The sequence below is a fragment of the Actinomadura sp. NEAU-AAG7 genome, assembly GCF_018603865.1.
Classification (GTDB): Bacteria; Actinomycetota; Actinomycetes; order Streptosporangiales; family Streptosporangiaceae; genus Spirillospora; species Spirillospora litoris.
Genome location: NZ_JAHFZY010000006.1, coordinates 499798 through 525399 on the forward strand (window position 1 = coordinate 499798; position 25602 = coordinate 525399).

Genomic DNA, 25602 nt, shown 5'->3' on the forward strand with positions numbered 1-25602 from the left:
CCTTCACATGAATGTGACGCCTTAGCGTGCCGGATATTCCCGACCAGGGGATATTCGAGGAGGAGTCATGTCCGGAGTGGTTGTCGTCGGAGCCGGGCCGGGGATCGGTCAGGCGGTCGCTCGCAGGTTCGCCCGGGAGGGCTTGCCGATCACCCTCATAGCCCGAAGCGAGGAGACGTTGCGCGGCGCGGCCGACGGTGTCGCGCCCAGCGGGGTGCCGGTCCTCACGTCGGCGGCCGACGGCACCGACGAGGACGCCCTACGCGCCGCCCTCGACCGGGCCGTCGCCGAGTTCGGCGTGCCCGACGTCGTGGTCTACAACGCCGCGCTCGTCCGGCCCGACGCGCCCGGGGAACTGTCGGCGCGGGCGCAGGCGGACGCATGGGCGATCAACGTCGTGGGCGCGCTCACCGCCGCCGGTCACCTGGCGCCGGAAATGGCGCGCCGCGGGAGCGGATCGATTCTCATCACCGGAGGCATGCCCGAGCCGAAGCCGCAGTATGTGAGCCTGTCGCTGGGCAAGGCCGGAGTCCGGACCCTGGTGCGGCTCCTCCACCAGCAGTACGGAGCCGCCGGGGTGCACGCCGCCAGTGTCACCGTCGCCGGCCCCGTGGCCCCGGGCACCGATTTCGATCCCGACGACATCGCGGAGCACTACTGGCGCCTGCACACCCAGCCGCGCCACCGGTGGGAGCACGAAATTCTGCACACCGGACGGGCCGCGCCGGCCGGGATCCTCACGGGACTACTCGACGATTGGCAGCGCGCCTTCGACCAGCACAGGTCAGCCGATCTGGGCGCGCTGTTCAGCCCCGACGCGCTCTTCCAAGGTGTCAGTCCGGTCCTGCGCCAAGGCACGGCCGAAATCGTCGGCTATTACAGCGACGTCCCCACCGGTACGACCGCGAAGGTCGAAGTGCTCGGCGAAACCCGCCTGAGCGAACGTCTGGTAAGTGGGTTCGCGGAGGTGACCTTCACCTCTCCCACCGGCGAGCACCGGCCCGTGCGGCTGTCCGTCGTCGCTGAAAACCATGATGAGACCTGGCTCATCCGCCAGTATCACGCCGCCGACCGCTCCGGTTAGGGCGTGGGGGCGAGGAGTTCGCGGGTCAGGTCGTGGAGCCGCCGGGCGGCCCCGGGATCGAAGCCCGGGCCGTCCAGGGGGATCGGGCGGCCCATGACCACCGCGCTGAGCGGCTCGGCGGGCGGGTCGTCCAACAGGTCGAGCATCGGCACGATGGCCTTGTCGACCGGCTGCGCGTGCCTGCGCATGATCTCGATCTGGGCCGCGACGCGCGGGTGGTATTCGCCGGAGAGGGCGGTCGCGACGCTGCCGGGGTTGTACAGCACGTACCGCACCTTCTTCGAGGGGCGGATTCGGACGTATCCGGTGCCGAGCAGGTCGTTCAGCAGGCCGCCCTGCATGAGCGCGCCCTGGCCGTCGTAGTCCCGTTCGCGGCCGAGGTCGTCCCACCGAACCGCTTCGGGGTTCGGCCCCGGTCCCGCGACGTTGAGAATGACCGGCCGGTCCGCGGCGTCCAGCAGGTCGGTCATCTCATAGCTCATCAGGAACCGGCTCAGATAGAAGTGCGCGAACGTGTTCTCGAACCCCTCGGCGGTGACGAGGCGGGTGGAGCGGAAATGGCGGGCGCACAGCACCAGCGCGTCCACCTTGGCGAAATGCGCTCTCACCTCTTGAACGGCCCCGCGGGTTTCCGCCATCACGCTCAGGTCGGCGCGGACGAACCGGGCCCGCTCGGCGGCGCCGAGGCGCCGGGCCGCGTCAAGGAAAGCGGCTCCCCTGCCGGCGTCGCGGCCGACTACCGCGACCGCGTCGCCGCGCTCCAGGTAGGTGAGCCCCAGCGCGCGACCCATGCCGTCCGTGCCGCCCGTGATGACGAAGTTCTTCATCGGCAACGCCCTCCCGCACCTGAATACTGTCACATCAATGTAGCACTTAGGGGGATATGCGCCACCATAGTGAGTCTCTTCGGCGTGGATTCGCCTGCCGGATGGGTAGGATCGGGGTCGCCATGAGAGCTGACGCCGCACGCAACCTGGACTCGGTTCTGGAGACCGCCGCGCTCCTGCTGCGGGAGGATCCGAACGCGAGCATCGCGGCGATCGCGACGAGGGCGGGCGTCGACCGGCGCACTGTCTACCGCCGGTTCGTCACCCGTGAGGCGCTGGTGGCCGCCATCCACCGGGCCAAGCTCGACGCCTGCTGGGAGGTCGTCGACGACGCCCGGCTGGACGAGGCGCCGGTCACCGTCGCGCTGCACCGGTACGCCGAGGGCATCATCGGGGTCAGCCGCCGCTGGCCCATCGACCTGGGCCGCCTGCCGGACGACGCGGAGTCCGCCCCCCGCCTGCGCGAGCTGCTCGGCCGCCTCGACGCGTTCATGGACCGCGCCGCGCGCGAGGGCGTGGTCCGGCCCGGTCTCCCCGACCGCTGGGCCCGGTCCCTGCTCGTGCACCTGACCAACCTGGCCGCGCACGAGATGCCGGAGCTCACCCCGGCCAAGGGCGCCGACGCCGTCGTCGAATCACTCCTCGACGGCATCGGCACCTGACCCGCGTCCGGGCGGCCTCTCGCTACCCCTTGACGGTCAGGAGCGGCCGCAGCTCGACCACCGGGTCCGCGACGCCCGCCCTTTCGAGGCTGGACACGACCGGGCCGATGTCCTTGTACACCCACGGCGCCTCCTGCTTGAGGTCGCGCCGCCAGGCGGCCATCACGTCCGCGCGGCGCGCGACCGAGGGGTCGCGGTGGTCGAGCGGCGTCACCACACGGAACCCGGCGAGGAACGCGTCGAGGTCGGCGTCGCTCGCCCGCGACGCCGCCCCGCGCGGGACGCGGCGTCCCGCGCCGTGGCACGCGCTCGCCAGCGTCCGCGCGTTGCCGTGCCCGCGCAGCACGTAGCTGGCCGCCCCCATCGACCCCGGCACGATGACCGGTTCGCCCCACATGGCGTACGGCCCGTCCGCCACGTCGGCGTACCCGCCCGCGGGCGTCGCGCCCTTGCGGTGCACGACCGATCCGTCGTCGTGCCGCCACAGCAGGTTGTGCGGGGCGTCGTACACCAGGTCGGCGGTGAGGTCGCCGCACTCGGCGGCGAGCCCCTGGCGCAGCATGAGCGAGAGGAAGTACCGGTTGCCGACCGCGAAGTTCGCGGCGTTGCCGAACGCGTCGAGGTAGCGCTGGAGCGCCGCCTCGTTCCGCCCGCCGGACAGGATGGGAAGGATCTTGTTGTCCGGGACCCGGACGGACGCGGGCCACGCCTTCCTCGCCTGGTCCAGGCCCTCGGCGTTGGCCTGGTGCCCCAGCGACAGCGAGCCGCTGTGCACCATCAGCACGACCTGCCCGAGCTCGAACCCCCACGCGTAGGCGGCCTGCCGGTCGTGGATCGAGGCGACGTACTGCAGCTCGGCGAAGTGGTTGCCGCCGCCGACGCTGCCGATGATGCTGTCGTGGCTGGTGCCGCCCGCGCTGGCGATCCAGTCGCGGAACGGCTCGGCGGTCGTGGTCGGGTACCGCTCGCCGTGGATCCGGCCCGGCCGCCCGTCCTCGGAACGGTGCCGCGACCAGATCCCGTCCGCGCGCTTCCCCGGGACGCCGAGCAGGCCGGGCAGCCCGTCGCGGAGCAGGGCCTCCCGCTGGACCCCGGTCAGCGCGATCCGCCGGCCGCCTTCGAAGAACAGGTGCCGCAGCCGGCGTTCCAGCGCCCCCAGCCGGGGCCGGACCTGGTCGACGGTGAGCGAGGTCGCCTCCAGGCGCATCCCGCAGTTGATGTCGTTGCCGACCGCCTGCGGGATCAGCGCGCCGCTGGTCCGCAGCACGGTGCCGATCGGGATTCCGGCGCCCTTGTGCAGGTCCGGGGTGAGCGCGACGCGGTCGATGGCCGCCTCCCCCTCCCCGGTCGCGGCGGCGAGCCGATCCAGGGTGTCGGCGGTTTCGAGGACGGTGAGGATCTCGTCGACGGCGCTGGACTCGATCGGCACATCGGTGCCGGCGCAGATGTCGACGGGAATGCCCCAGCGGTTGGGGAGGGTGAGCCAACTTTCGTCGGCGCGGACAAGGCGCGGATCCTGCCGGGATGCGCTCATGGGCTTTTCCTTCGTGGCTGCTGGAATTCGGGCATGGGTCAGGCACGTGATCGTCCGCAGTGGACGCACGGGACATCGCCGGTGGGCGATGGGCTCCCCCGAGGTTCAGCAGCCGCGAGGTGCGACGAACACTAGCGGCGGCCTGCCGCTCGTCCAACCGGATTTCGGCGCCCGCGTCCCACGGGGGAACGGACGCCCCGGCCTGGTGCATATGCACTAGGCGATACGAGCGGCTGGTCCAGGCGCACCAGGGAAAAGACGGCGGCGGGAGACGATGCCGGGCGTAGGCGCCGGAGGGAAATCTGGGAGGCGCGTGAATCTCCCGCACTCCCCTTTCCAACGGCGTCTGGAGTGATCAACAGGTGGCGGCATATCTCTATCGGATCGGACGGTGGGCCTTCAGGCGGCGCCGGCTCGTGAGCGCCCTGTGGCTGGTCGGCCTGGTGCTGGCGGTGGTCGCCGCCGCCCTGGCGCCGTCCGGCCAGGACGAGGACCTCGCCATGCCCGGCACCGAGTCGCAGAAGGCGTTCGACCTGCTGGATCAGCGGTTTCCGCAGGGCAACTCCCAGGGCGCCGAGGCCCGCCTGGTGTTCCAGGCCCCCGACGGCCAGCGGATGACGTCCGCGCGGAGCAGGACGGCCGTCGCCGCCGCGCTCGGCTCGCTGGCGAAGGGCGACCAGGTCGCCTCGACCACCGACCCCTACCAGAGCGGCGCCGTCAGCAAGGACGGCACCATCGCCTACTCCACGATCACCTACGCGGTGGACGCCGTCGACCTGACCGAGCACGCGAGGCGCGCGCTGGCGGACGCGGCGGGCAGGGCCCGGGACGCGGGACTGACCGTGGAGGTCGGCGGCTCGGCCCTGGACTCCGAGGAGGCGCCGGGCGGCACGACGGAGCTCATCGGCGTCGGTGTCGCGGCGGTGGTACTGATCCTCGCCCTCGGGTCGCTGGTCGCGGCCGGGCTGTCGCTGCTGACCGCGTTCTGGGGCGTGGCGATCAGCTTCGGCCTGGTCAGCGCGCTGGCCGTCCCGCTGGGGCTGACGTCCACCGTCGCCATCCTGGCGCTGATGCTGGGTCTCGCGGTCGGCATCGACTACGCGCTGTTCATCACCTCCCGCTTCCGCGACGAGCGCGCCGTGGGCGGCGAGCCGGAGGAGGCCGCGGGCCGCGCGGTGGGGACGGCCGGGTCCGCCGTCGTCTTCGCCGGTGCGACCGTCTTCATCGCCCTGGTCGGCCTCGGGGTCGTCGGCATCCCCGAGCTGACCAGGATGGGCCTGGCCGGCGCGGGCGCCGTGGCGCTCGCTGTGCTCGTCGCGCTGACCCTGGTGCCCGCGCTGTTCGGCTTCTTCGGGCGGCGGGTGCTGTCCCGCGCCGTCCGCAGGGCGATGGTTCCGGGAAACGAGCGACCGCACCCCGCCGAGGCCGGGCGGCCCGGCCTCGGCATCCGCTGGGCGCGGTTCGTGCTGCGCCGTCCGGTCGCCGTGCTGCTGGTCGCCGGACTCGGGCTCGGCGCCGTCGCGATCCCGGCGCTGAGCCTCGAACTCGGCCTGCCCGGGGACGAGTCCAAGTCGGCGGACACCACCGAGCGCCGCGCCTACGACCTGCTGTCGGACGGCTTCGGCCCCGGCTTCAACGGCCCGCTGACCGTCGTCGTGGACATGCCGGGGTCCGCGAACGCCAAGGCCACCGCGGACCTGGTCGTCGACACCGTGCGCAGGGTGGACGGGGTCGCGTCGGTGGGTGCCCCGGTGCTCAGCCGGAGCGGGGACACGGCCGTCCTCACCGCCGTCCCGAAGACCGCGCCGAACAGCGGTGAGACCAAGGACCTGGTGCACGCGATCCGGGACGCGGCCCCCGGCGTCGAGGCCCGCACGGGTGCCGGCGTCCTGGTGACCGGCACCACCGCGCTGAACATCGACATCTCCGACGCCATGTCCGACGCCCTCGTCCCCTACCTGACCGTGGTGATCGGCCTGGCGGTGCTCCTGCTGCTGGTGGTCTTCCGCTCGATCCTGGTCCCGATCAAGGCCGCGCTCGGCTTCCTGCTGTCGGTCGGCGCCGCCTTCGGCGTCGTCGTCGCCGTCTTCCAGTGGGGCTGGGCGGCGGACCTGATCGGCATCGAGCAGACCGGGCCGGTCATGTCGCTGATGCCGATCCTCATCATCGGCATCGTGTTCGGCCTCGCCATGGACTACGAGGTGTTCCTCGTCAGCCGGATGCGGGAGTCCCACGTCCACGGCGCGTCCCCCGGCGAGGCGATCGTCAGCGGGTTCCGGCACAGCGGACGCGTGGTGGCCGCCGCGGCGATCATCATGATCAGCGTGTTCACCGGATTCATCGGCATGAACAACCCGACCATCCAGACGATGGGCGTCGGCCTGGCCTCCGCCGTCGCCTTCGACGCCTTCGTGGTCCGGATGGCGATCGCGCCCGCGGTCCTGGCGCTGCTCGGCGACCGGGCCTGGTGGCTGCCCCGTACGCTGAACCGTGTGCTGCCGAACGTGGACATCGAGGGCGAGGCGCTGAGCGGGCGCGCCCCGTCCCCCGCGACCACCCTGCCGCGGTTGCGCCATGGCGGGCGCTGAGCCGGACATGGCGGACGGGGCCGTGCGCGGGACGCGGTGGCGCGCGGGGGCGGTCACGGCGGTGGCGTTCGCGTTCTGCCTGCTCGGGGGCGTGCTCCAGATCGACGACACGCTGGGACCGCCGCCGGTCGCGGCCTACGTGATCGCCGTGGTGTCCTGCGCCGTCCTGCCGGTGCGGCACCGGGCCCCGCTGGCGGCCGTGGCCGGCACGACCGTGTGCGGCGTGCTGGTGCAGCCCCTGGGCCTCCTGCTGACCCCGCTCATCGTGGTCCCCGCCGTCGTCGCCGCCTACTCGCTCGCCGTGCGCCTCGACGGGCGCGCGGCGAGCGCGGTGACGCTGGCCTCCGCCGCGCTGCTGGTCGCCTCCACCCCCCTTTTCGGGGATCTCTCCTGGAAGGACGCGAGCCGGATGGGGCTGGTGGCGGCGTCCCCGCTGATCGCGGCGGTCCTCGGCCACTCGACGCGGAACCGCCGGGCCTACCTGGCGGCCATGGAGGAGCGGGCCAGGCGCGCCGAGGAGAGCCGCGACAGCGAGGCGCGCCGGAGGGTGGCCGAGGAGCGGGTGCGCATCGCCCGGGAGCTGCACGACCTGGTCGCCCACCAGATCACCCTGGCCAACGCCCAGGCGACGGTCGCCTCCCACCTGTTCGACGCCCGTCCGGAGCAGACGCGCAAGAGCCTGCGGGAACTCGTCGCGACCACCCGCGACGCGCTCGACGACCTGCGGGCCACGGTCGGCCTGCTGCGCCAGTCCGGGGACGCGGTGGCGCCCTCCGAACCGGCGCCCGGCCTGTCCCGGCTTCCCACGCTCCTCGAATCCTTCCGCCGCGCGGGCCTTGAGGTGACGGTGGAGCATGAGGGCACCGCCAGGCCGCTGCCACCGGGAGTGGACCTCACCGCCTACCGCATCGTCCAGGAGGCCCTGACCAACGTGGCCAAACACGCCGGTACCGGGACCGCCCGGGTGCGCCTCGCCTGGAACCGCGACCGCGTCACCATCACCGTCGCCGACGACGGAGGGGACGCGCCCGCGGCGGACCAGCCGCCCGGCTACGGGCTGATCGGGTTGCGCGAACGCGCCACCGCGGTCGGCGGGCACCTCTCCGCGGGCAGCCGCCCGGAGGGCGGCTTCCTCGTCTCCACCGAACTGCCCCTCCCGCCCGCCAGGGACACGGCCGCGGAGGACGCGTCGTGACGCTCCGGGTGCTGCTCGCCGACGATCAGGCCCTGCTGCGCGGCGCCTTCCGCCTGCTCCTCGACAGCGCCGACGACATCACGGTGGTCGGCGAGGCCGCCGACGGCGCGGAGGCGGTGAGGCTCACGCGGGAGCTGCGTCCGGACGTGGTGGTCATGGACATCCGCATGCCCGAGGTGGACGGCCTCACCGCCACCGCCGAGATCTGCGCGGACCCGGACCTGCGCGCCAGCCGCATCCTGATCCTGACCACCTACGAGACCGACGAGTACGTCGCCCAGGCGCTGCGCGCGGGGGCCGGGGGCTTCATCGGCAAGGGCATGGGGGCCGAGGACCTGCTGCACGCCGTGCGCACGATCGCCGACGGCGAGACCCTGCTCTCCCCCGCCGCGACCCGGTCCCTGGTCGCCCGTTTTCTGGCCACCGCACCGGACGGGCCCCCGACGCACGTTCCCGAGCAGCTCGCCGTCCTCACCCCGCGCGAACGCGAGATGGTGGCCCTGGTCGCGACCGGCCTGTCCAACCAGGAGATCGCCGACCGGATGTTCCTCAGCCCCTTCACCGTCCGCGCCCACGTCCAACGGGCCATGACGAAACTGGACGCCCGCGACCGGGCGCAGCTCGTCGTCATCGCCTACCAGACGGGGCTGGCCCAGGCCCCCGAGCACACCCCCGACGAGACCTGACGCTCACCGGCCGCCGCCCGGTCGGTGCCGGTTCCAATCGCGAACGGGGACGGCTGGAGCTTGGACACCCCTAATTCGATTGACGCTTCGGAGCGTAGCGAGTTGAGTACTTCCACGTGGTCGCTCCCTCGCCCATCTTCGTAGCCGGTACCGGACGGTCGGGAACATCGCAGCTCGCGAACATCCTCGGCGAACACCCCCGGGTACACAGAATCCCGATCGAGACCAGGTTCCTGGTCGACCCGGGCGGCTTCAGGGACCTGGCGGACGCGCTCACGATCCGATACGACCCTTACGTCGGGGACGACGCCCTCCGCAGGCTCAGCGACCTCCTGACCCGGCGACTCGTTCTCAACATCGACATCGACCGTGGTCACAACGTTCCGCAGGCCATCGGCGAGCGGCACTACTGGGGCGCGGTGGGACGGCTGTGGCCGGAACTCGTCGCGACGACGTTCGACGAGCCCGTGCCGGGCGCGGGGTTCGGCCACACCGACTGGCCCCCCGGGCCGTTCGAGCCTCAGAGCCGCCGACGGGCGGTCCCGAGGTACTTCAGTGATCGGAGCGAACTGCTCGCCGTCCTTCGTCGGGCCGTCGACACGATGTTCGGCGGTGCGGCAGAAGATGCGGGAAAGCCGATCTGGTGCGAGAAGACACCGTTCAATCTTCTGTGCATGGACTTCCTCTGGGAGCTCTACTCCGAGGCGACCATCGTCCACATCAAGCGCCACCCGGTAGCGGTGGTCGCGTCGCACATCGACCAGCCATGGGCGCCGTCCACGGTCGAGGGCGTGCTCGCCTGGCTGAAGCCGATCTATGACCGATGGCTCGCCTGGAAGGCGAACGCCGACCTCGATACCAGGCGCTACGTTGAGATCAAGGCGGAGGACCTCGCCGCGGCCTGGCCGGAGCAGCGAAAGGCCCTCTTCGAGAGCGTCGGCGTTGACGACTTCGCGACCGCGTCGACGTTCCGCACGCGCAACCTCCACCACCGCGACGACCGGTTCGACAGCGACACCCGCGCCCTGATCGAACGAGCGCTCGGGGATGTCATCGCAGCCATGGGATACCGGTAGCGACCGAACAGGCACACCCTCGCGGGGCCTCGATCAACCCCACCGAGGGCTTCTCCATGTGCTTGAGGGTTGCCGGCTGGTTCGGGCTGGTCGCCGAGATCGCGGACGGCGAAAGCCTCCGGGACCGGTTCAACGGAACAGTGGAAGTCATGGCTCTCGGAGACAGCCTCGACCAAGCCCGGTTTGAGGAATCCCCCCAAGCCAGTCCATTCCACCCCGCCCGGCCAGTCGGCGAAAACAGCACAATGGAGGAACCCATGAGCCCGAATTCGGTCACCATGGTCGACGGATATGTTCCGGTCATCGATATCGCCGCCCGGCACGACGAATCCGGCCGTGCCGCACTCGCCGAGGCGATCGGCAGGGCCTGCCGGACGTCGGGCTTCTTCGTCATCGTCGGTCACGGGATCCCATCTGAGCTCATCGACCGCATGCACACGGCGACCACCACGTTCTTCACACAGCCGGACGCAGAGAAGGACCGGTTCGCGAGCCGACCGGGATTCTCCGGCTTCCGCCGGTCCGGCGGCACCACCGCCCAGAGCCTCGACCGCAGGACGCCGCCCGACCTGTGCGAGTCCTTCGGCGCGCACGTCACGGGAGAGCTGGGCGACCGGGAGCGCGAGGCGCTCGGCGACTACTGGGCGACCTGGAAACTGGCCAACCTGTGGCCGCGGACCCCGGCCGACTTCAAGGACACCTGGCAGGAATACATGGCCGCGATCCACGCGCTGGCGGCCGACCTGCTGCATCTGTGCGCCCGCGCCCTCGGGCTCGCCGAAGACCACTTCGACGACAGGTTCGACCGGCACGTCTCATCGCTGGTCGCCAACTTCTACTACCCCCAGGTGGACGAGCCGCTGCCGAACCAGCTCCGCAGAGGCGCGCACACCGACTTCGGCGGGCTCACCGTCCTCTACCAGCAGGACGACAAGGGAGGACTGCAGGTCCTTCAAGGCGAGGACACCTGGCGCGACGTCCGCGCCATCCCAGACAGCTTCGTGATCAACATCGGTGACCTCATGGCCCTGTGGACCGGCGGCCGGTGGGTCTCGACCATGCACCGGGTGGTCAACCCCGAGCGGGCGGACACCTCCTCACGCCTGTCCATCCCGTTCTTCTTCCAGCCCAACCACGATGCGGAGATCGATCCGCTACCGCCCCTCTCCCCCGTCGCCAACCAGCAACCGCCCCAGTCCGTCATCGCCGGGGAATGGATGGCCATGAAGACACAGAAACTGTTCGCCCCCGCCCAGTAGCCAACGGTTCCGCCGGACCGAGGGCCGCGAATGCCGGGCGCCCCGCGGAGCCCACGCGGACTCGCAGCGCCCGGCACCGCTCCGCCGCTCAGGGGTAGACGTTATTTCGCCTCGGGGCCGAACCTGCGCTGGTACGCCGAGGGGGTGACGCCGGTCTCGCGACGCATCAACGCACGCAGATTGGCGGCGGTGCCGAGCCCGCTGCGCCGCGCGACGACCTCGAAGCGGGTCTCGCCCCGCTCGATCAGGCGGCATGCCAGAGCGAGGCGTTCGCCGGTGAGCCATCTCAGCGGGGTCGTGCCCAGTTGCGCCTGGAAGCGGCGATGCAGCGTCGCCGGGCTGACCGCCGCACGCGCCGCCAGGGCGGCGACCGTGAGCGGCGAGTCCAGCCGTTCGTTGGCCCAGTCCAGGACGGGTGCCAGCGACTCGTCCGGCAGGTTGGGCATGGGACGCTCCACGAACTGCCGCTGCCCGCCGTCGCGATGCGCCGCGAACACCAGTCGCCGGCTCACGGCGTTGGCGATCTCCGCGCCGTAGTCGCGGCGGACCACGTGCAGCCCGAGGTCGAGTGCGGCCGCGCTTCCGGCGGCGGTGAGGATGTCACCGTCGTCCACGAACAGCACATCCGGCTCCAGCCGCACGGAAGGGAAACGGGTGCGGAAGGAGTCCGCCCACTGCCAGTGCGCGGTGGCGCGGCGTCCGTCGAGCACCCCGGCTTCGGCCATGGTGAAGGCGCCGCTGCAGAAGCCGATCAGGCGCGCCCCGCGCTCGTGCGCCCGCCGGATGGCGTCGAGCACGACCAGACGGCGGGGAACCTCCACGTCGGGCCGGTTGGGGACGATCAGGGTGTCCGCCTCGTCGGCCTCCTCCAGCTCGGCGACCCCCGTGAGAGTGAAGAACCCGTCCCGCATCACGGTGCTCGGCTCGGCGGCGCAGAGCCTGAAGTCGTAGAGGTCACGGCCGAGCTCGGGCCTGGGCAGACCGAAGACCTCGGTCGCACAGCCGAGTTCGAACGGGTTGGAGTTCTCGTCGACGATCACGACGACCCGGTGCAGGCCCGCGCGAACGGCGTGCGAGGATTCTTTCGCCATATGCAATTCCTAGCACTCACGCGGAGCGCCCGCACACCCCAGGATGAGCCTATGAGCAACGACCCCATCCTTCTCGGCAAGGCGCTGACCTCCTTCGACGCCCTGTGGAGCCCCCGCATCGTCACGCGGGTCAACGACTACGACGTCCGCATCGCGAAGGTCGAAGGCGAGCACGTCTGGCACGTCCACGACGACACCGACGAGTTCTTCCTCGTGCTCGACGGAGAGCTGCACATCTCCCTGCGCGAGCCCTCAGGGGAGCGCACCGTTCTGCTCCCCCAAGGCGCGGTCTTCACCGTCCCCCGGGGCACGGAGCACAGGCCCTACGCTCCGTCCGGCGCCTCCATCCTCATGTTCGAACCCTCCGGGACCTCGTCGGTCGGCGATCGCCACGACGACATCCCGGACCACGTGGACGCGACGACCGGGCACGCGCTCGACTCCTGATCCAGAGCACGCTCGAACGGCGAGCAGCCTCACCGAGGCGTGCCGTTCCGGCAGATCGGACCGAAGAGCGGCTGAAGACCCACCTTCTTGGTCCTGGCCTCCCTGCCCAGCCTGGAGGCCAGGACCACCGCCTATCCGGCCCTGCTTGCAGTGAGACGTTGGGCACGCGGCTACCCTGGGGATCCGAAAGACCGATCCAAGGGGGCAGTCAAGTGCCGGACTCTCCGGTCAATTCTGCCCGTGAAGCGGGCTCCGACCTGCATCTTGAGCTGTCGCCCACCGGACCCCGCCGGGCGGCGGTGGCGGCGGCACTGCGGGAGGCGGTGCGCAGTGGACGGCTCGCGCCGGGGACGCGGCTGCCGCCGTACCGTTCGCTGGCGGTGGACCTGGGGGTCGCGCGCAACACGGTCGCGGACGCCTACGCCGAGTTGGTCGCCGAAGGCTGGTTGACCGCTCGGCAGGGTGCCGGTACCCGGGTCGCCGCACGCGTCGTCGCCAAGCCCCGGCGCGCGCCCGGAAAGGCGCCCGACCGCAAGGTCGGCGCCGTCGCCCACAATCTGCGGCAGGGCCAACCCGATGCGACGTCCTTCCCCCGTGCCGCGTGGACCGCGGCCGTCCGTCGCGCGATCACCGCCGCGCCGCATGACGCGTTCGCCCCCGGCGATCCTCAGGGACGTCCCGAACTGCGCCGGGCGCTGGCCGAGTACCTCGCGCGGGCGCGTGGGGTGTCCGCCTCACCGGACCAGATCGTTGTCTGCGCCGGGTTCGCGCACGGGCTGCGCCTGCTGTTCGGCGGTGTGCTGTCCGGGCCGCTGGCCGTCGAGCCGTACGGCCTGTCCTTCCATCGCGGCATCCTGGCCGACGCCGGAGTGCGCACGATCCCGATGGGCCTTGACGAGAGCGGCGCACGGACCGACGAACTGGCGTCGCACCCTGGTCTCGCGTCGCGGCGCGGGGCAGGTGGCGTCCTCCTCACGCCCGCTCACCAGTTCCCGACCGGCGGCCCGCTGCATCCGACGCGCCGTGCCGCAGCCGTCGACTGGGCGCGCGGCCGTGGCGGCGTGGTGCTGGAGGACGACTACGACGGCGAGTTCCGCTATGACCGTGAACCGGTCGGCGCCCTTCAGGGGCTCGATCCTGACCACGTCGTCTACCTGGGTTCGGTGAGCAAGAGCCTGTCCCCGGCGATCCGGCTCGGCTGGATGGTGCTGCCGCCGCACCTGGTCGAGGCGATGCTCGCGGCCAAGGGGTTGCGCGAGGCGTGGACGGGTGTCACCGACCAGTTGGCGCTCGCGGAGTTCATCGCGTCCGGGAACTACGACAAGCACATCCGCCGCATGCGGCAGCGCTATCGTGCCCGCCGCAACCTGCTGGCGGTGACCTTGGCCGAACGCGCCCCGCACATCGCGGTGACCGGGATCGCGGCCGGGCTGCACGCGGTCCTGCGTCTTCCACCCGGTACCGAGGCCTCGACCGCCAGGGCGGCCACCCGGATGGGCGTGGCGCTCGACGGCCTCGCGACGTTCCGACACCCCGACAGCCCCCAACCCCACCGCGACGGCCTGGTCGTCGGATACGCCACGCCTCCCGACCACCGCTACCGACCGGCGCTCGACGGGCTGTGCCGCGCCCTGCCGCCACCCCCCGCCGCCTGAGCCGCACACCGCTTCAGAACGCAAAGCGTGGTGCCACCCGGAAGGGGTGGCACCACGCCGAACCTGTGACGATCAAACGTGCATGACCGATCGACCGCCGGTCTGCTCGTGGCGCTCGGCCACCGGCGCGGTGCGGGGCTTGCGCAGGCCGAGTGCGACCAGCGCGGTCGCCACGATGCCCGCCGCGGCGATCAACACCGCACCGCGCAGCCCGTCGGTGGTCGCGGCACGCAGCGCCTGGCCCCCGAGCCCGTCCAGGCCCGCGTTGGCGACGGCCACCAGCAGGGCCAGGCCGACCGCGCCGCCGACCTGCTGGCTGGTGGACACGACGCCCGAGGCGATCCCCTGGTCCGCCGCGGCCACCCCCGACGCGGCGGCACCGAACATCAGGGTGTACCCCGCGCCCTGGCCGAGCCCGAGCACGAGCAGCCCGGGGATCAGCGCGGCGTAGGAGGCGTCGGTCGCCATGGTCGCGGCGACGATCACGGTGCCGACGCCACCCGCCGCCAGCGCCGCGACAAGCACCGGCCGGATCCCGTACCGGGTGGCCAGCCTGCCCGCGAGCTGCGAGCCGACCGCGATGGCGGCCATCGGCGCCAGGAACGCCAGCCCGGTGGTCAGCGCGTCGTAGCCGTGCACGCCCTGGAAGTACACGGTCAGGAAGTACATCAGCGTGCCGAAGGTGCCCATGTACAGGAACGTGACGACCGTCCCCACGCTCAGGTCGCGGTTGGTGAACAGGCGCAGCGGCATCAGCGGGTCCGCGCTGCGCCGTTCGACCGCGACGAAAGCGGCGAGCATGAGGGCGCCCGCGAGCGCGGCGGTCAGGACCACGGGCGAGAGCCATCCCGACTCCGGCCCCTGCACCAGGGCGAACACCACGGCCGTGACGCCGATCGTCGAGGTCAGCGCCCCCGCGACGTCCATCGAACGGTTACCGGCGCGCGGGCCGTCCGGTGCGATCAACACGAAGGCGAGCAGCGCGGCGGCACCGGCCAGGGGCACGTTGACGAAGAACACCGCCTCCCAGCCGAACGCGTCCGTCAGCACACCGCCGAGCAGCGAGCCGAGGATCATCCCGCTGCCGCCCGCAGTGCCCCACACCGCGAACGCCCGGTTGCGCTCACGCCCTTCGGCGAAGCTCGTGGAGACCAGGGTGAGCGTCGCGGGGAACAGGAGCGCCCCACCGATCCCCTGTCCGGCGCGGGCCCCGACCAGCACCGCGGCGGATTCGGCGAGGCCACCGAGCAGCGAGGAGACCGCGTACAGGACCAGTCCCGAGGCGAACAGCCGCCGCGACCCGAACAGGTCACTCGCCCGCCCGCCGAGCAGCAGGAAGCCGCCGAACGCGACGGCGTACGCGCTGACGACCCACTGGAGGTCCTGCGCGGAGAAGCCGAGGCCGGAGCCGATCTCCGGCAGCGCGACGTACACGATGTTGTAATCGATCGAGATGATCAACTGAGCGAACGCCAGCAGCGCCAGCGTCGCTCCCAGGCGGCGCCGCCCGGGTGCTGAGGACGTGGTCGAGGGCATGGGGAAACCACTTTCGGAGAAGGAGGCGCAGGGGGGACACCCGGCCGGGCCGCTGGTTCACGCGGCCCGGCTACGGGCTCAGTGCTCGGCGAGGGCCTTCGACCACACGGGGCTGTCGAAGTAGTGGTTGTCGTACTGCTGCGAGCTGTCGCGGATGTCCTGCACCGTGGCCTCGCCCCGGTGGACACGCTCCAGGAGCCGGTAGTAGTCGAAGCGCTCCAGGCCGGGGGTGAAGACCACCAGCATCTCGGCCTCACTGCCGGGAGCCGGCGCGAACGCGTGCGGCACGGTCGGCGGGACGGTGAGGAAGTCGCCCTTGTCCAGGGTCAGGACCTCCGCGTCCACGAGGATCCGCATCGTGCCGTCCAGGACGAAGAACATCTCGGTCGCCTTGGTGTGGAAGTGCGCGGGAGCGCCCGGCGAACCCTTCTGGAACGTGGCCTTGTTGGCGGTCAGCGCCCCGCCGGTCGCGCCCGCGTCGGCGAGCAGGGTGATCAGGCTCGTCGCGCCGTCCTGGAGGGACTCGGCGGTCTCGGACCGGACGAGAAGGGGTGCGTTCGAGTGGTTCGAGGCGGCGGCGTTCATGGATTCTCCCGGAGGGCCGGCCTGGCTTCCCACCAGGCGCTTCTTGCTGACACCGATGAATCTACGGCGCCCAAAGACCCATCAGATGGTTCATTCGGCGGCAAGCATCATGGGTCAATTTCTCGGTAGTCCCGAGGGGGCGCGTCCGGACACGTGCCCCTCCACCAGCACATGTCGATGGGCTCCACTTCCGATGCCCGGGATGGCCCTCGAACTCGTCAAGGCGCGGACGGCATCCCCCTAGGAGCGCGTCACCACAGCCGGCGCTCGTCCGGCGCGCACGCCTCCGACGCCGGGCGAACACGGAAGCCGAGCACACGATCAGCCGGGTGCGGGACGGTCAGACGTCCTCGTCGTGAAGGTCCATCAAGACGATGTCGGTGGCGCGGGCGCGGACCTCGGCGCGGGTGCGGCCCGGGTGGTCGGCGGCGAGGAAATGACTGCCGATGGCCAGGCAGAAGGCCAGCAGGCTGCGCGCCTCGATCTCGTCGGGATCAGAGCAGAACGTGCCGATCATTTCGCGTGCCAGCGTGATGCGCTGGTTGTCGACGCGGCGCAGGCGTTCGGAGACCGTCTCGTCGCGTCGCGCCCAATCCCGGACGGCCAGGTCGATCGGCAGCAGGCGGTCACCCGACAGCGTCAGCCGGCCGGCGAGCCGGATCTTGGCCCGAGCGTCGCCGCCCTCGTGTGCGACGCGGGCCACCACGTCGTCGATGCTCTCGCGCTCCCAGACGTCCAGCATCGCCTCCAGCAGCGCGTTCCTGTCGGCGAAGTGCCCGTAGAAGCCGCCCTTCGTCACGCCGAGGCTCTTGGCGAGCGCCTCGATCCGTACGGCCTCGGGTCCGCCCGCGGCGAGTGCCCGCAGTCCTTCCTCGATCCACGCGGCCTGTGGCGTTCGAACGGCTCCCACCGTGTGACCCACCTCATTCCCCAAGATCTATACGCACCCGTATATAGAGCCTAACCTCGATGTATACGCCAGCGTATAGGGCTGGTGGGCAAGGAGGAGACCATGTCGAACCGACTCCCGCACACCGAGCACACCTCACGCCCATGGCGGATCCACGAACTCACACCGGGATTCCGGGTGGAGGACGTGTGGCGGTACCGCACTCCTGGCGCGGGCCCGGACGACTTCCCGGTGATGCTCGACGCGCTCGCAGCGCTCGCCGGCCCCGGAAACGCGGGCCTCTCGGTGCGGTTCCTCTTCGCCGTCCGCTGGAAGCTCGGCGCCCTCCTCGGCTGGGACAAGCCCAAGGCGAGCCTGGGTAAGCGGGTCAGGTCGCTGCGGGAGATCCTGCCGTCCGATCTGCCCGTGCCCCCAGACGGCCAGGCCATCCGCGGCACTCCGTTCACCCGGCTGTACGTCCTCGAAGACGAGTCCGCCCTGGAACTGGCGAACAAGACCGTGCACACGGTGTGCCACCTGGGATGGGTACAGGGCGAGAACGGCGACTACGAGCTGCACATGGCCGCGCTGGTCAAGCCCAACGGAATATTCGGACGCCTTTACATGGCTCTGATCAAGCCCTTCCGGTACCTCATCGTCTACCCCAAGATGACCCAGCAGTGGGAACGCGCATGGCGCGACCGCGCCCGCCTCGTCCCAGGCATCAGGGCTTAGCGGAATGAAGAGGGCCCGCGTCCGCAAATGGACCCGGGCCATCTTCACTCACGCGGCCCCCATCACCCCTCGCCATTGAGAGCATTCGTACGCACGAAGTGCCGAGTTGGGTGTATGGATATGGTTGTCTAGGGGTGCGGTCGGTACGGAACCGTCGTCGCGATAACGGTGTCACCACACACGGCGCCCAGTGCGGCGAGCGCCCTGTGTCGCCTCGGCCTATTGATCGGGGACGGGTGCGGGTAGGGCGCGCATGTTGTCGCCCAGATGAGGGCGGCGGGAACGATCATGCGGAGGTTGTGGTCGCCGTAGCGGGCCGCCTGGGCCCCGGGGCCGTATGAGCCGTCGCCAAGGAAGCGACTCCCGCCCAGGTGGCCCTCGCCCGGCTCCTCACCTGCGGCGGCGACGTCATCCCCATCTCCGGCAGGGCGGCGTGCATCGTTCCTCCGTCACGCTGCCAGGGCCACGCGGAGGAACTCGAAGATCTCCGCCTGGGCGTCCACCGCCTGCGGCTCCACACCCGGCAAGGTGAGGAACGCGTGCCGCGCTCCGGGGTACTCCGTGAGCTGCACGGATGTCCCGGCCGCCCGCAGTCGCTCGGCGTAGCGGCGGCCGTGATCGGCGACCGCGTCCTGGGTCGGCACCACGACCAGGGCGGGAGCGAGCCCGCCCAGGTCGTCCGCGTACAGGGGCGAGAACGCGCGGGCGTCGACTCCCTGCGGGACGGCTAGCCGCCGCAAGAACTGAAGCAGGGGCTTGGCGCGGCTCGGGCTGTAGGCGTACTCGGCGACGGACGGGTAGTCGAGCATCGTCTCGGTCACGTCGGTCGCGGGGTTGACCAGCACCTGCGCCCTGAGCTCCACGCCGGCCTCCCGGGCCCGGACGGCCGTCAGGGCGCTGATCAACGCGCCGAAGCTCTCACCGAACACGGCCGCGCGCGTCGGGTCGGCGCCCCACTCCGAGGCGTTCCGCATCACGTGCTGGAGCACATCCCAGCCGTCGGCGGCGGCGTTCGGGAGCGGACTGTCCGGGGCGACAAGGCGGTGCTCGACGGAGACGACGAGCGCGGGCAGCCGCGCGGCGAGATGGCTGTTGGTCCAGTCGCACTGCGCCGCCGTCCCCACGAAACCGCCTCCGTGGACATGGACCACGAGGGGCAGGTCGGTCGCGGCCTCCAGCGGCCGGTACACCCGGACCGGAAGGTCTCGACCGGGCAGCTCGACGTCCTGCCACTCGATCAACGCGCCGGGGTCCGGTTCCCCGATGAACGCCCGAGCCGCGCTGGACGCCCGCCAGTTGTTCTCGGCGGTGCGATAGGAGATCAGCTCTTCGGCGGTGATCGCCGAGAGGTCCGGCTCCGGCGGGCGCTGCACATCAGTGGTCTCGCTCATGTCTCCCTCTTCCTTCCTGGCCGAGAGCCCTCGGCCGCTGCGTTGTCCTCATTATGCACGCACCGCGTGCAACGGCAAGTGCATGCCCTAGAGTGAGCACGGACGAGAGGGGCGAGATGGCAGGCCGAAGGCGTTGGTCCACCGAGGAGATCCTGGACACGGCGGCAGAGCTGCTGCGTACGGGCGACACCGAGCCGTTCAGCGTGCGCAAGCTCGCCGCCGCGCTCGGGACCGACTCCTCCAGCCTCTACCGGCACTTCCGCAACAAGACCGAGCTGCTACGCGCGGTTGCCGACCGGACCCTCGCGGCCGCGATGGACGGCTACCGCCCCGAGGGCGACTGGAAGCAGCGGATCACCGCCACGGCCCTGCGCCTGCGAGAAGCGTTCGGGCAGCACCCCCAACTCGCCGTGGTCTGGGGACGCTACGCGTCGGGCGGCGCCGGTTCCCGGCTGGTGATGGAGGAGGTGCTCCAGGCCCTGCGGGCCTCGGGCCTGCCCGATGAGGAGATCCCGTCCCGCTACCACCGGATCGTGATCCTCCTCGCCGCGCTGATCGCCTCCGAGGCCGGCATCGGCACCCTCGCCCCCGATGAGTACGAACAGGGCATGGAGCACTTCCGTGTCGCGGTCCTCGGCGCGGACCCCGACCAATTTCCCGCTCTGGCCCACTTCGCGCGCGAGATCCGCCCGCTCGCGGCCGATCGCCGCGCCGCGTTCGACGAGATCCTCTCCGGGCACCTCGCGCAGATCGAGGCCGCGATTCGCTGAGGCGAGTTGCCGACGCCCCTAGTCGGCCTCGAATTTCAGGTTGCTCTCAACATCGACGACCATCGCGTCCACGTCGAACGTCAGCTTTACGGGGCCCGCCAGCCATCCGAGATGGTGGGCGTAGAAGAATTCGTAGGATACGACTCCGGCTCGCGCGATCATCGGTTGCTCGTCTCCCCTGGCCCAGCCGCTGCCGATCGGCACCCAGGGCCGCCCGTCCGCGCCGACCACCTCGAACTCCGTGCCGTCAAGGACGAGCGTCCAGGCCGTGGATTCGGGATCGCTCAGGCTGTGCGCGGGCTGATCACGCCGGACCGTCTCGTAGCGGGCCATGACGGTGCCTCGCCCATCGAGGATGACGAACGGGACTTCGCCGGCCGCGATCACTTCTCCATCTGCCACGTCCCGTATTGTCCTGCGGTCACTCTCCGGGCGTCCGCAGATTCCCGGTCTTGGGGCGCTTGCCTATGTCGGGCTGAGGGGCTGGTAGGTCACGTGGCCGGTGTGGCGCGCTGTCAGTGCACGTGGCAGCCGGTGGGCGGCGGTGGGCGCCATACGGGATATCGCCTTGTCAGGAGGGAGGAAGACGAAGGCGGCGATCTCCTCTTCTTGGACCGTGATAGCGGAATGGTCGAGGACGCCGCCGTCGAAGACCAGGTAGATCATCGGCCGGGGCCGACCGCTTCCAGCCGCGACGAAGTCGACGGCCAGAAGCGGGCCGGCTGCACGGTCCAAGCCCAGTTCTTCGCGAATCTCCCTACCGCATGCGACGTGGGGAGGTTCGTTGTCCTCCGCGACTCCGCCGGGCAGACCCCAGTCGGTCCGGTAATGGGTCTTCACCAGCAGGACGTGTTCCTGCGGATCGGTCAGGAGCATGCCCGTCGCCAGATAGCAGGCGGGCAACCGCTCGAACCAGGAGGTGGGATCCGTCCAAGGCACCGAGCGATCCTGGTCCGGTCCGCCCGATGAGGCGGGATCAGGCTTGGGGGTCGAGGAGCACCCTGCCGAGAGGACGGTCTTCGACGACGCGTCTTTGAGCCTCGGCGGCCTCTTCCAGCGGATAGACGCGGTCTATCACGGGGGTGATCTCGTGGGCCGCGAGGTGCCCCAGCAGGGTGCGATACGTGTCGGCCAGTTCCTCCTGCGTGAAAGCGGTGAACAGGAAGCCCTCCACCCGCGTGGTCTTCCAGATGAGGTCGGTGACGTCGATGGCGGCCTTCCTGCCGGCGGTGTAGCCGATGCTGACCAGGACTCCCCCGCGCCGGAGCGTGCCGAGTGCCGGGCCGGTGAGGTCGCCGCCGAGGCCGTCGAGAACGATGTCCACCCCCGCGCCGCCGGTCAGCCGCGCGACCCCGGCGCCCAGCGTTTCCCGCTCCAGGTCGATGACCGCGAGGGCGCCGGCGCCGGGGACGGCGGCGAGGCGGTCGGCGCCGCGGACGGTGGAGATGACCTGCGAGGCGCCAAGGATCGGGGCCACCTGGGCGGCGGCGTAGGCGACCGCGCCGTAGATCCCGGGTGCGAGGACGACCTGCCCCGGCCGCATCCGGGCGGTCCTGGTGAGCGCCAGCCAGGCGGTCAGGTAGCCCGCCCCGGCCACCAGGCCGGCGGCCTCCTCGTCGCTGACGTCGTCGGGAATGGGGACGAGGTGGCTCGGCGGGACGGACGCCAGTTCCCGCCAGGTGCCGTCGCGTGTCGTCCCGTAGCCCCACCCGCACAGCAGGACGCGCGCACCGGGTGCGTGCCCCGACGGGCCGGGCTCCGCCACGCGCCCCACGGCACTGGCTCCGGGCACCAGCGGCAGCGGCCGGTGCATCGACGGGGGCAGGACGCCGGTGCGGACCTTGTCGTCGAGGGGGCTGACGCTGGCGCGGGCGATCCGGATCACGACGTTGTCGGCGCCCGATTCCGGCTCTTCCAGTTGGTCGACCCGCAGGGTGTCCCGTCCGCCGAACTCGTGGAAGCGCACGCCGCGCATCAGGCCAGCCTCTGCGCGTTGAGCCAGACGGTGCCGGGGTTGACCCGGTCCGGGTAGCGGTGGGTCATCTCGTCGAAGAACGTCCGCGCCGAGGGCTTCCCGGCGAGCACCTCGCGGGCGGTGCGCAGGTATTCCGCGGTCTCGTCGAGGATGCGCGGGTCGTCGGCACGGGCGGCGTCCTTGTGGCCGGCGACCACGGCGTCCGGTGACAGGGCGCGAACGGTGTCGAGGGCGCGGAGCCAGGCGTCGATGCCGCCGTCGAGCCCGCCGTCGGCGAGATACTGGTGGACGTTGTTGTAGGCGACGTCCCCGGCGACGACCAGACCGAGCGCCGGGACGTGCAGGACGGTGGAATCGTCGCAGTCGCTGTGCCCGACCTCGACCGCATGCAACGGGTGCCCCTCCAGGGTGAGGCCCTCGGCCGGAAGCGCCTGCGCGATCACCTGGACGTCGGGGAGCTGCCCAGGGAAGAGGTTCTCCCAGAATGCCTTCCGCCGCCCGGTCGTCGAGCCGTGCATGAGCCGGATGGTGCCCTCGGTGGCGTGCACCCGCGCTCCGGGAAAGCGCTCGGCCAGCAAGGACGCGCCGAACCAGTGATCGCCGTGGCCGTGGGTGATGTAGATGTGGGTCAGCCGTTTGCCGGAGCCTTCGACCCAGTCACCGACCCGGCGGGTCTGCTCGACCGTGAACGGCGGGTCGACCAGGACCGCGTCCGTGTCGCCGGAGACCAGGGTGGTCGACAGCGGAGACCACTGCTGGCGCGCCCCGGTCGGCAGCGTGCCGGTGGTGGGGATCGGCTCGGACACGAACACCTCGTACGACAGCGTCGCCGGGCTCGACTCGGGCATCGCCTTACTCCTTAGTGGATCATGTTGTATCATAAGGATGGAAGGTATCCTAAAGATAGTAGATCCGGGAAGTGGACCATGTCACATCGCGAGCTGGACATCGAGCACCTCCGGCCGTACTGCCCGTACTACGCCGCGGCGATGGACATGATCGGCCGCCGCTGGGCCGCGACCGTGCTGCGCGCGCTGCTCGGCGGCGCCACCCGGTTCAGCGACATCGCGGCCGCCGTTCCGGACATGACCCACAAGCTGCTGTCGCAGCGGTTGAAGGATCTTGAGGCCGACGGGCTCGTCGAGCGCAGCGTGGAGCCCGCCACCCCGGTGCGCATCGAATACCGGCTGACCGAGAAGGGGGCCGCGCTCGGCCGGGTGCTGCTCGACCTCAACCGGTGGGCGCTGGAGTGGGTCGAGCTTCCGGCCGAGTCCTGACGCCGTCAGCCGCATCCAGCGGGCGTCGATGAGCACCGCGGGCCGACATCATCGGCCCTCGCCGAAGAACTACGAAGCGTGATCGCTAGGCGGTGGCGGTGAGCGCGGCGGGGATCGCGGCGAAGGTCTCCTCGACCAGTTCCATCAGTGCGCCGCGGTCCCCTCGGCCGCCCTGCGCCGTCCAGCGCAGGGAGGCCGTGCGCCAGGCGGCGACGAATATCTCCACGGCCAGGCGGAGGCGCCATTCCTCGACGCCGGCGTCGGAGCGGCCGCTCACCACCGCGACCAGGGCCCGAGTGGTGTCCTGGCAGTAGCCGAGGCTGTGCGCCTGCAAGGCGGGGACGGCTTCCGACAATTCGCGGGCGGCCAGGAAACGGCGCTCCCAGTCGTCGTCCATGGCGCTCAAGGTGGTGGCCAAGGTGACGCGGAGGGCCTCTATCACCGGGCCGTTCATCTCCCGCGCCGCCACATCGTCGAGATAGGCCGACCACAGGTCGCTGTCGGCGGCCAGCGCGACGTCCTCCTTGGACCGGTAGTTGCGGAAAAAGGTGCGCCTGGAAACCTCCACCGCGTCGCACAGGTCGTCCAGCGTGGTGGCGTCGTATCCGCGTTCGGTGAACAGGCGGAGAGCGGTCTCGGCCAGGGCTCGGCGAGTGCGCGCCTTCTTGCGCTCGCGCAGCGGCAGGTCGCGCAGGTCATCACTCACACCACGAGGCTACCACCTGGGGGCTATTGCCCTTTGACAGCTAGTGCCACTCAGTGGCACTGTCGCCTTGGTGGCTGATTGGCCGTCGATCCTGCCCTGAAGGAGCCCGAACTCGTGACGACCGGACCCGCCGGACGCCCCCGTCCAACGATCACGCTCGCGGTGGTGATGCTCGCCTTCCTCACCGTGCCGATGTCGATCTCCGGGGCGGCCGTGGCGCTGCCCGACATCGGCGCGGACCTGCGCACCGCCGGTGCCCCTCTCCAGTGGGTCATGAACGCCTACAACCTGACGTTCGCCTCGTTCACGCTGGTCGCCGGCTCCACGGCCGACCTGGTGGGGCGCCGCCGGACGTTCGTGGCCGGCGCGGGGCTGTTCGCCGTCGGCTCGCTGGCCGCGGCCGCCGCCCCAGGCATCGCCCTGCTGGACGCGGCGCGAGCCCTGTCGGGCATCGGCTCGGCCGGGGTGTTCGCCAGCGGCGGCGCGATCCTCGCCACCACCTTCGACGGCGCGGCGCGCACCCGCGCGTTCGCGGCGCTGGGCAGCGCCGCCGGGCTCGGTCTGGCGGCCGGGCCGACGCTGTCGGGCTGGCTGGTCGGAGCGCTGGGCTGGCGCGCCACCTTCGGGACGCACGCCGCCTTGGTGGCCGTGGCGCTGGCCGGGGTGGGCTACGTGGCCGAGTCGCGCGCCGCGGAGCGCCCCCGGCTGGACGTGACCGGTGCGGTGGTGTTCGTCGCCGGGTTGGGCGCGCTGGTCCTGGGTGCGGTCCAGGGTCCGGAGTGGGGGTGGACGAGCCCCGGCGTGGTGGCTCTGCTGGCCGCCGGTGTGGGGCTGCTGGTGGCCTTCGTCGTTCTGCAGGCGCGTTCCGCCGCGCCGCTCCTCGACCTGTCGCTGGCGAAGAACCGCCGGTTCCTCGCGTTGTGCATGGTGCCCGTCGTCTCGACGTTCGGCTTCGTGACGCTGCTGACCTACCTGCCCACCTACCTGGTCGGGGCGAGCGGCCTGTCCCCGCAGCGCGCCGGGACGGTGCTGCTGCTGATGACCGCGCCGGTGCTGCTGGCCCCGCCGCTGGCCGGCGGGCTGGTGAACCGGGGCGTATCGCCCCGCGCACTGATCACGCTTTCCCTGGCGTTGTTCGCGGGCGGCAACGCCTGGCTCACCGTGATCGGCCCGTCCACGTCCGTCGCCGTCATCGCCGGGCCGCTGCTGATGGTCGGGCTGGGCGCCGGCCTGTCGTTCGGCGTGGGGGACGGAGCGGCGATGAGCCTCGTCGAACCCGAACGGGCCGGAATGGCGACCGGCTTTCTCAACACCATGCGCATCGGCAGCGAAGCCATTGTCATCGCCGTTTACGGCGCCGTCCTGGTCAGCCTGATCAGCGGTCGCGTCGGCTCCAAGGAACTGGCCGTGCGGGTCGCCGCCGGAGACGTCACCGGCGGTGCCTCCGGCGCGCCGGCCGCAGGATTCACCGATGCCCTGCACATCGCGCTGTACGGGACGGCCGCCGTGTGCGTCGTCGGCACGGTGGCCATAGCCGCCGCACTGGCCCAGCCGCGCAGACGCGTCGCCGCGGAGGTGGGCGCGGCGGACTCCCCCGCGCCCACCAAGGTCACCTGACCGGGCGCGTCGAGGGC

At 71.3% G+C, this 25602-nt stretch carries 25 protein-coding genes; 13 read left to right on the plus strand and 12 right to left on the minus strand.

The features are described from left to right. The first annotated feature begins 67 nt into the window (after positions 1-67). Entirely contained in the window at positions 68-1084 is a 1017-nt protein-coding gene (locus KLI87_RS28730; protein WP_214619432.1) for an SDR family NAD(P)-dependent oxidoreductase, read from the plus strand. On the opposite strand, the gene KLI87_RS28735 is transcribed toward KLI87_RS28730, so the two are convergent. After that, positions 1081-1911: an SDR family NAD(P)-dependent oxidoreductase gene (locus KLI87_RS28735; protein WP_214619433.1), complete on the minus strand. Its 831-nt coding sequence runs from the start codon at positions 1909-1911 to the stop codon at positions 1081-1083. The genes KLI87_RS28730 and KLI87_RS28735 overlap by 4 nt on opposite strands. Positions 1912-2033: 122 nt before the next feature. Here KLI87_RS28735 and KLI87_RS28740 point away from each other — a divergent pair, with 122 nt between their 5' ends. Continuing rightward, complete coding sequence (locus tag KLI87_RS28740; RefSeq protein ID WP_156216445.1) at positions 2034-2573, plus strand: TetR/AcrR family transcriptional regulator; 540 nt, start codon at positions 2034-2036, stop codon at positions 2571-2573. Positions 2574-2595: 22 nt separating this feature from the next. On the opposite strand, the gene KLI87_RS28745 is transcribed toward KLI87_RS28740, so the two are convergent. Next, a complete protein-coding gene (locus tag KLI87_RS28745; protein ID WP_214619434.1) occupies positions 2596-4107 on the minus strand; it encodes an RtcB family protein in 1512 nt (503 codons plus the stop codon). Between the two features lie 416 nt (positions 4108-4523). Here KLI87_RS28745 and KLI87_RS28750 point away from each other — a divergent pair, with 416 nt between their 5' ends. From KLI87_RS28750 to KLI87_RS28770, 5 genes are all read left to right on the plus strand, one after another. Beyond that, positions 4524-6695 (plus strand): MMPL family transporter, encoded by a 2172-nt coding sequence (locus KLI87_RS28750; RefSeq protein ID WP_308166267.1) that lies wholly within the window; start codon positions 4524-4526, stop codon positions 6693-6695. After that, positions 6682-7890 (plus strand): sensor histidine kinase, encoded by a 1209-nt coding sequence (locus KLI87_RS28755; RefSeq protein ID WP_214619436.1) that lies wholly within the window; start codon positions 6682-6684, stop codon positions 7888-7890. Before KLI87_RS28750 ends, KLI87_RS28755 begins: the two co-directional genes overlap by 14 nt. After that, the gene (locus KLI87_RS28760) at positions 7887-8576 is read left to right on the plus strand and encodes a response regulator transcription factor (RefSeq protein ID WP_214619437.1); all 690 of its coding nucleotides are present in this window, start codon (positions 7887-7889) and stop codon (positions 8574-8576) included. Before KLI87_RS28755 ends, KLI87_RS28760 begins: the two co-directional genes overlap by 4 nt. Before the next feature lie 116 nt (positions 8577-8692). Then, the gene (locus KLI87_RS41670; RefSeq protein WP_214619438.1) at positions 8693-9652 is read left to right on the plus strand and encodes a sulfotransferase; all 960 of its coding nucleotides are present in this window, start codon (positions 8693-8695) and stop codon (positions 9650-9652) included. A 62-nt stretch (positions 9653-9714) separates the two neighbouring features. Then, positions 9715-10911, plus strand: coding sequence for an isopenicillin N synthase family oxygenase (locus KLI87_RS28770; RefSeq protein ID WP_214619439.1), 1197 nt, complete (start codon positions 9715-9717; stop codon positions 10909-10911). Between the two features lie 101 nt (positions 10912-11012). Here KLI87_RS28770 and KLI87_RS28775 read toward each other — a convergent pair whose 3' ends face one another. Beyond that, on the minus strand, positions 11013-12002 hold the full coding sequence (locus KLI87_RS28775) for a helix-turn-helix domain-containing protein (protein WP_214619440.1): 990 nt from the start codon (positions 12000-12002) through the stop codon (positions 11013-11015). A 51-nt stretch (positions 12003-12053) separates the two neighbouring features. On the opposite strand from KLI87_RS28775, the gene KLI87_RS28780 reads away from it, so the two are divergent. Together KLI87_RS28780 and KLI87_RS28785 are read left to right on the plus strand one after the other, a co-directional pair. Further along, on the plus strand, positions 12054-12449 hold the full coding sequence (locus tag KLI87_RS28780) for a cupin domain-containing protein (RefSeq protein WP_214619441.1): 396 nt from the start codon (positions 12054-12056) through the stop codon (positions 12447-12449). Between the two features lie 212 nt (positions 12450-12661). Continuing rightward, entirely contained in the window at positions 12662-14104 is a 1443-nt protein-coding gene (locus KLI87_RS28785; RefSeq protein WP_214619442.1) for a PLP-dependent aminotransferase family protein, read from the plus strand. Positions 14105-14176: 72 nt separating this feature from the next. On the opposite strand, the gene KLI87_RS28790 is transcribed toward KLI87_RS28785, so the two are convergent. From KLI87_RS28790 to KLI87_RS28800, 3 genes are all read right to left on the minus strand, one after another. Continuing rightward, entirely contained in the window at positions 14177-15640 is a 1464-nt protein-coding gene (locus tag KLI87_RS28790; protein ID WP_214619443.1) for an MFS transporter, read from the minus strand. Positions 15641-15718: 78 nt separating this feature from the next. Continuing rightward, positions 15719-16225, minus strand: coding sequence for a cupin domain-containing protein (locus KLI87_RS28795; RefSeq protein WP_214619444.1), 507 nt, complete (start codon positions 16223-16225; stop codon positions 15719-15721). A gap of 340 nt (positions 16226-16565) precedes the next feature. After that, entirely contained in the window at positions 16566-17135 is a 570-nt protein-coding gene (locus KLI87_RS28800) for a TetR/AcrR family transcriptional regulator (RefSeq protein ID WP_214619445.1), read from the minus strand. Between the two features lie 102 nt (positions 17136-17237). Between KLI87_RS28800 and KLI87_RS28805 the strand changes: the two genes are divergently transcribed. Next, the gene (locus tag KLI87_RS28805; RefSeq protein ID WP_214619446.1) at positions 17238-17849 is read left to right on the plus strand and encodes a DUF2867 domain-containing protein; all 612 of its coding nucleotides are present in this window, start codon (positions 17238-17240) and stop codon (positions 17847-17849) included. A gap of 449 nt (positions 17850-18298) precedes the next feature. Here KLI87_RS28805 and KLI87_RS28810 read toward each other — a convergent pair whose 3' ends face one another. Further along, a complete protein-coding gene (locus KLI87_RS28810) occupies positions 18299-19240 on the minus strand; it encodes an alpha/beta hydrolase (RefSeq protein ID WP_214619447.1) in 942 nt (313 codons plus the stop codon). Positions 19241-19356: 116 nt separating this feature from the next. On the opposite strand from KLI87_RS28810, the gene KLI87_RS28815 reads away from it, so the two are divergent. Beyond that, on the plus strand, positions 19357-20010 hold the full coding sequence (locus tag KLI87_RS28815) for a TetR/AcrR family transcriptional regulator (RefSeq protein ID WP_250904305.1): 654 nt from the start codon (positions 19357-19359) through the stop codon (positions 20008-20010). A gap of 18 nt (positions 20011-20028) precedes the next feature. On the opposite strand, the gene KLI87_RS28820 is transcribed toward KLI87_RS28815, so the two are convergent. From KLI87_RS28820 to KLI87_RS28835, 4 genes are all read right to left on the minus strand, one after another. Continuing rightward, a complete protein-coding gene (locus KLI87_RS28820) occupies positions 20029-20412 on the minus strand; it encodes a hypothetical protein (protein ID WP_214619449.1) in 384 nt (127 codons plus the stop codon). 63 nt (positions 20413-20475) lie between these two features. Then, positions 20476-20949: an NUDIX hydrolase gene (locus KLI87_RS28825; RefSeq protein ID WP_308166269.1), complete on the minus strand. Its 474-nt coding sequence runs from the start codon at positions 20947-20949 to the stop codon at positions 20476-20478. A gap of 37 nt (positions 20950-20986) precedes the next feature. Beyond that, positions 20987-21985 carry a zinc-binding alcohol dehydrogenase family protein gene (locus KLI87_RS28830; RefSeq protein WP_214619450.1) on the minus strand — a complete coding sequence of 333 codons (999 nt, stop codon included), beginning with the start codon at positions 21983-21985 and terminating at the stop codon, positions 20987-20989. Then, the gene (locus KLI87_RS28835) at positions 21985-22833 is read right to left on the minus strand and encodes an MBL fold metallo-hydrolase (RefSeq protein WP_214619451.1); all 849 of its coding nucleotides are present in this window, start codon (positions 22831-22833) and stop codon (positions 21985-21987) included. The genes KLI87_RS28830 and KLI87_RS28835 overlap by 1 nt, the downstream gene beginning before the upstream one ends. 78 nt (positions 22834-22911) lie before the next feature. On the opposite strand from KLI87_RS28835, the gene KLI87_RS28840 reads away from it, so the two are divergent. Next, positions 22912-23262 (plus strand): helix-turn-helix domain-containing protein, encoded by a 351-nt coding sequence (locus KLI87_RS28840; protein ID WP_214619452.1) that lies wholly within the window; start codon positions 22912-22914, stop codon positions 23260-23262. Between the two features lie 85 nt (positions 23263-23347). Here KLI87_RS28840 and KLI87_RS28845 read toward each other — a convergent pair whose 3' ends face one another. Continuing rightward, a complete protein-coding gene (locus KLI87_RS28845) occupies positions 23348-23968 on the minus strand; it encodes a TetR family transcriptional regulator (protein ID WP_214619453.1) in 621 nt (206 codons plus the stop codon). Between the two features lie 114 nt (positions 23969-24082). Here KLI87_RS28845 and KLI87_RS28850 point away from each other — a divergent pair, with 114 nt between their 5' ends. Further along, a complete protein-coding gene (locus tag KLI87_RS28850) occupies positions 24083-25585 on the plus strand; it encodes an MFS transporter (RefSeq protein ID WP_214619454.1) in 1503 nt (500 codons plus the stop codon). Positions 25586-25602: the final 17 nt, after the last annotated feature.

What these genes read in the sequence shown, in the direction of transcription:
- KLI87_RS28730 (WP_214619432.1), top strand. Translation starts at nt 68, where the DNA reads ATGTCCGGAGTGGTTGTCGTCGGAGCCGGGCCGGGGATCGGTCAGGCG.
- KLI87_RS28735 (WP_214619433.1), bottom strand. Translation starts at nt 1,911, where the DNA reads ATGAAGAACTTCGTCATCACGGGCGGCACGGACGGCATGGGTCGCGCG.
- KLI87_RS28740 (WP_156216445.1), top strand. Translation starts at nt 2,034, where the DNA reads ATGAGAGCTGACGCCGCACGCAACCTGGACTCGGTTCTGGAGACCGCC.
- KLI87_RS28745 (WP_214619434.1), bottom strand. Translation starts at nt 4,107, where the DNA reads ATGAGCGCATCCCGGCAGGATCCGCGCCTTGTCCGCGCCGACGAAAGT.
- KLI87_RS28755 (WP_214619436.1), top strand. Translation starts at nt 6,682, where the DNA reads ATGGCGGGCGCTGAGCCGGACATGGCGGACGGGGCCGTGCGCGGGACG.
- KLI87_RS28775 (WP_214619440.1), bottom strand. Translation starts at nt 12,002, where the DNA reads ATGGCGAAAGAATCCTCGCACGCCGTTCGCGCGGGCCTGCACCGGGTC.
- KLI87_RS28780 (WP_214619441.1), top strand. Translation starts at nt 12,054, where the DNA reads ATGAGCAACGACCCCATCCTTCTCGGCAAGGCGCTGACCTCCTTCGAC.
- KLI87_RS28790 (WP_214619443.1), bottom strand. Translation starts at nt 15,640, where the DNA reads ATGCCCTCGACCACGTCCTCAGCACCCGGGCGGCGCCGCCTGGGAGCG.
- KLI87_RS28795 (WP_214619444.1), bottom strand. Translation starts at nt 16,225, where the DNA reads ATGAACGCCGCCGCCTCGAACCACTCGAACGCACCCCTTCTCGTCCGG.
- KLI87_RS28805 (WP_214619446.1), top strand. Translation starts at nt 17,238, where the DNA reads ATGTCGAACCGACTCCCGCACACCGAGCACACCTCACGCCCATGGCGG.
- KLI87_RS28810 (WP_214619447.1), bottom strand. Translation starts at nt 19,240, where the DNA reads ATGAGCGAGACCACTGATGTGCAGCGCCCGCCGGAGCCGGACCTCTCG.
- KLI87_RS28815 (WP_250904305.1), top strand. Translation starts at nt 19,357, where the DNA reads ATGGCAGGCCGAAGGCGTTGGTCCACCGAGGAGATCCTGGACACGGCG.
- KLI87_RS28830 (WP_214619450.1), bottom strand. Translation starts at nt 21,985, where the DNA reads ATGCGCGGCGTGCGCTTCCACGAGTTCGGCGGACGGGACACCCTGCGG.
- KLI87_RS28835 (WP_214619451.1), bottom strand. Translation starts at nt 22,833, where the DNA reads ATGCCCGAGTCGAGCCCGGCGACGCTGTCGTACGAGGTGTTCGTGTCC.
- KLI87_RS28840 (WP_214619452.1), top strand. Translation starts at nt 22,912, where the DNA reads ATGTCACATCGCGAGCTGGACATCGAGCACCTCCGGCCGTACTGCCCG.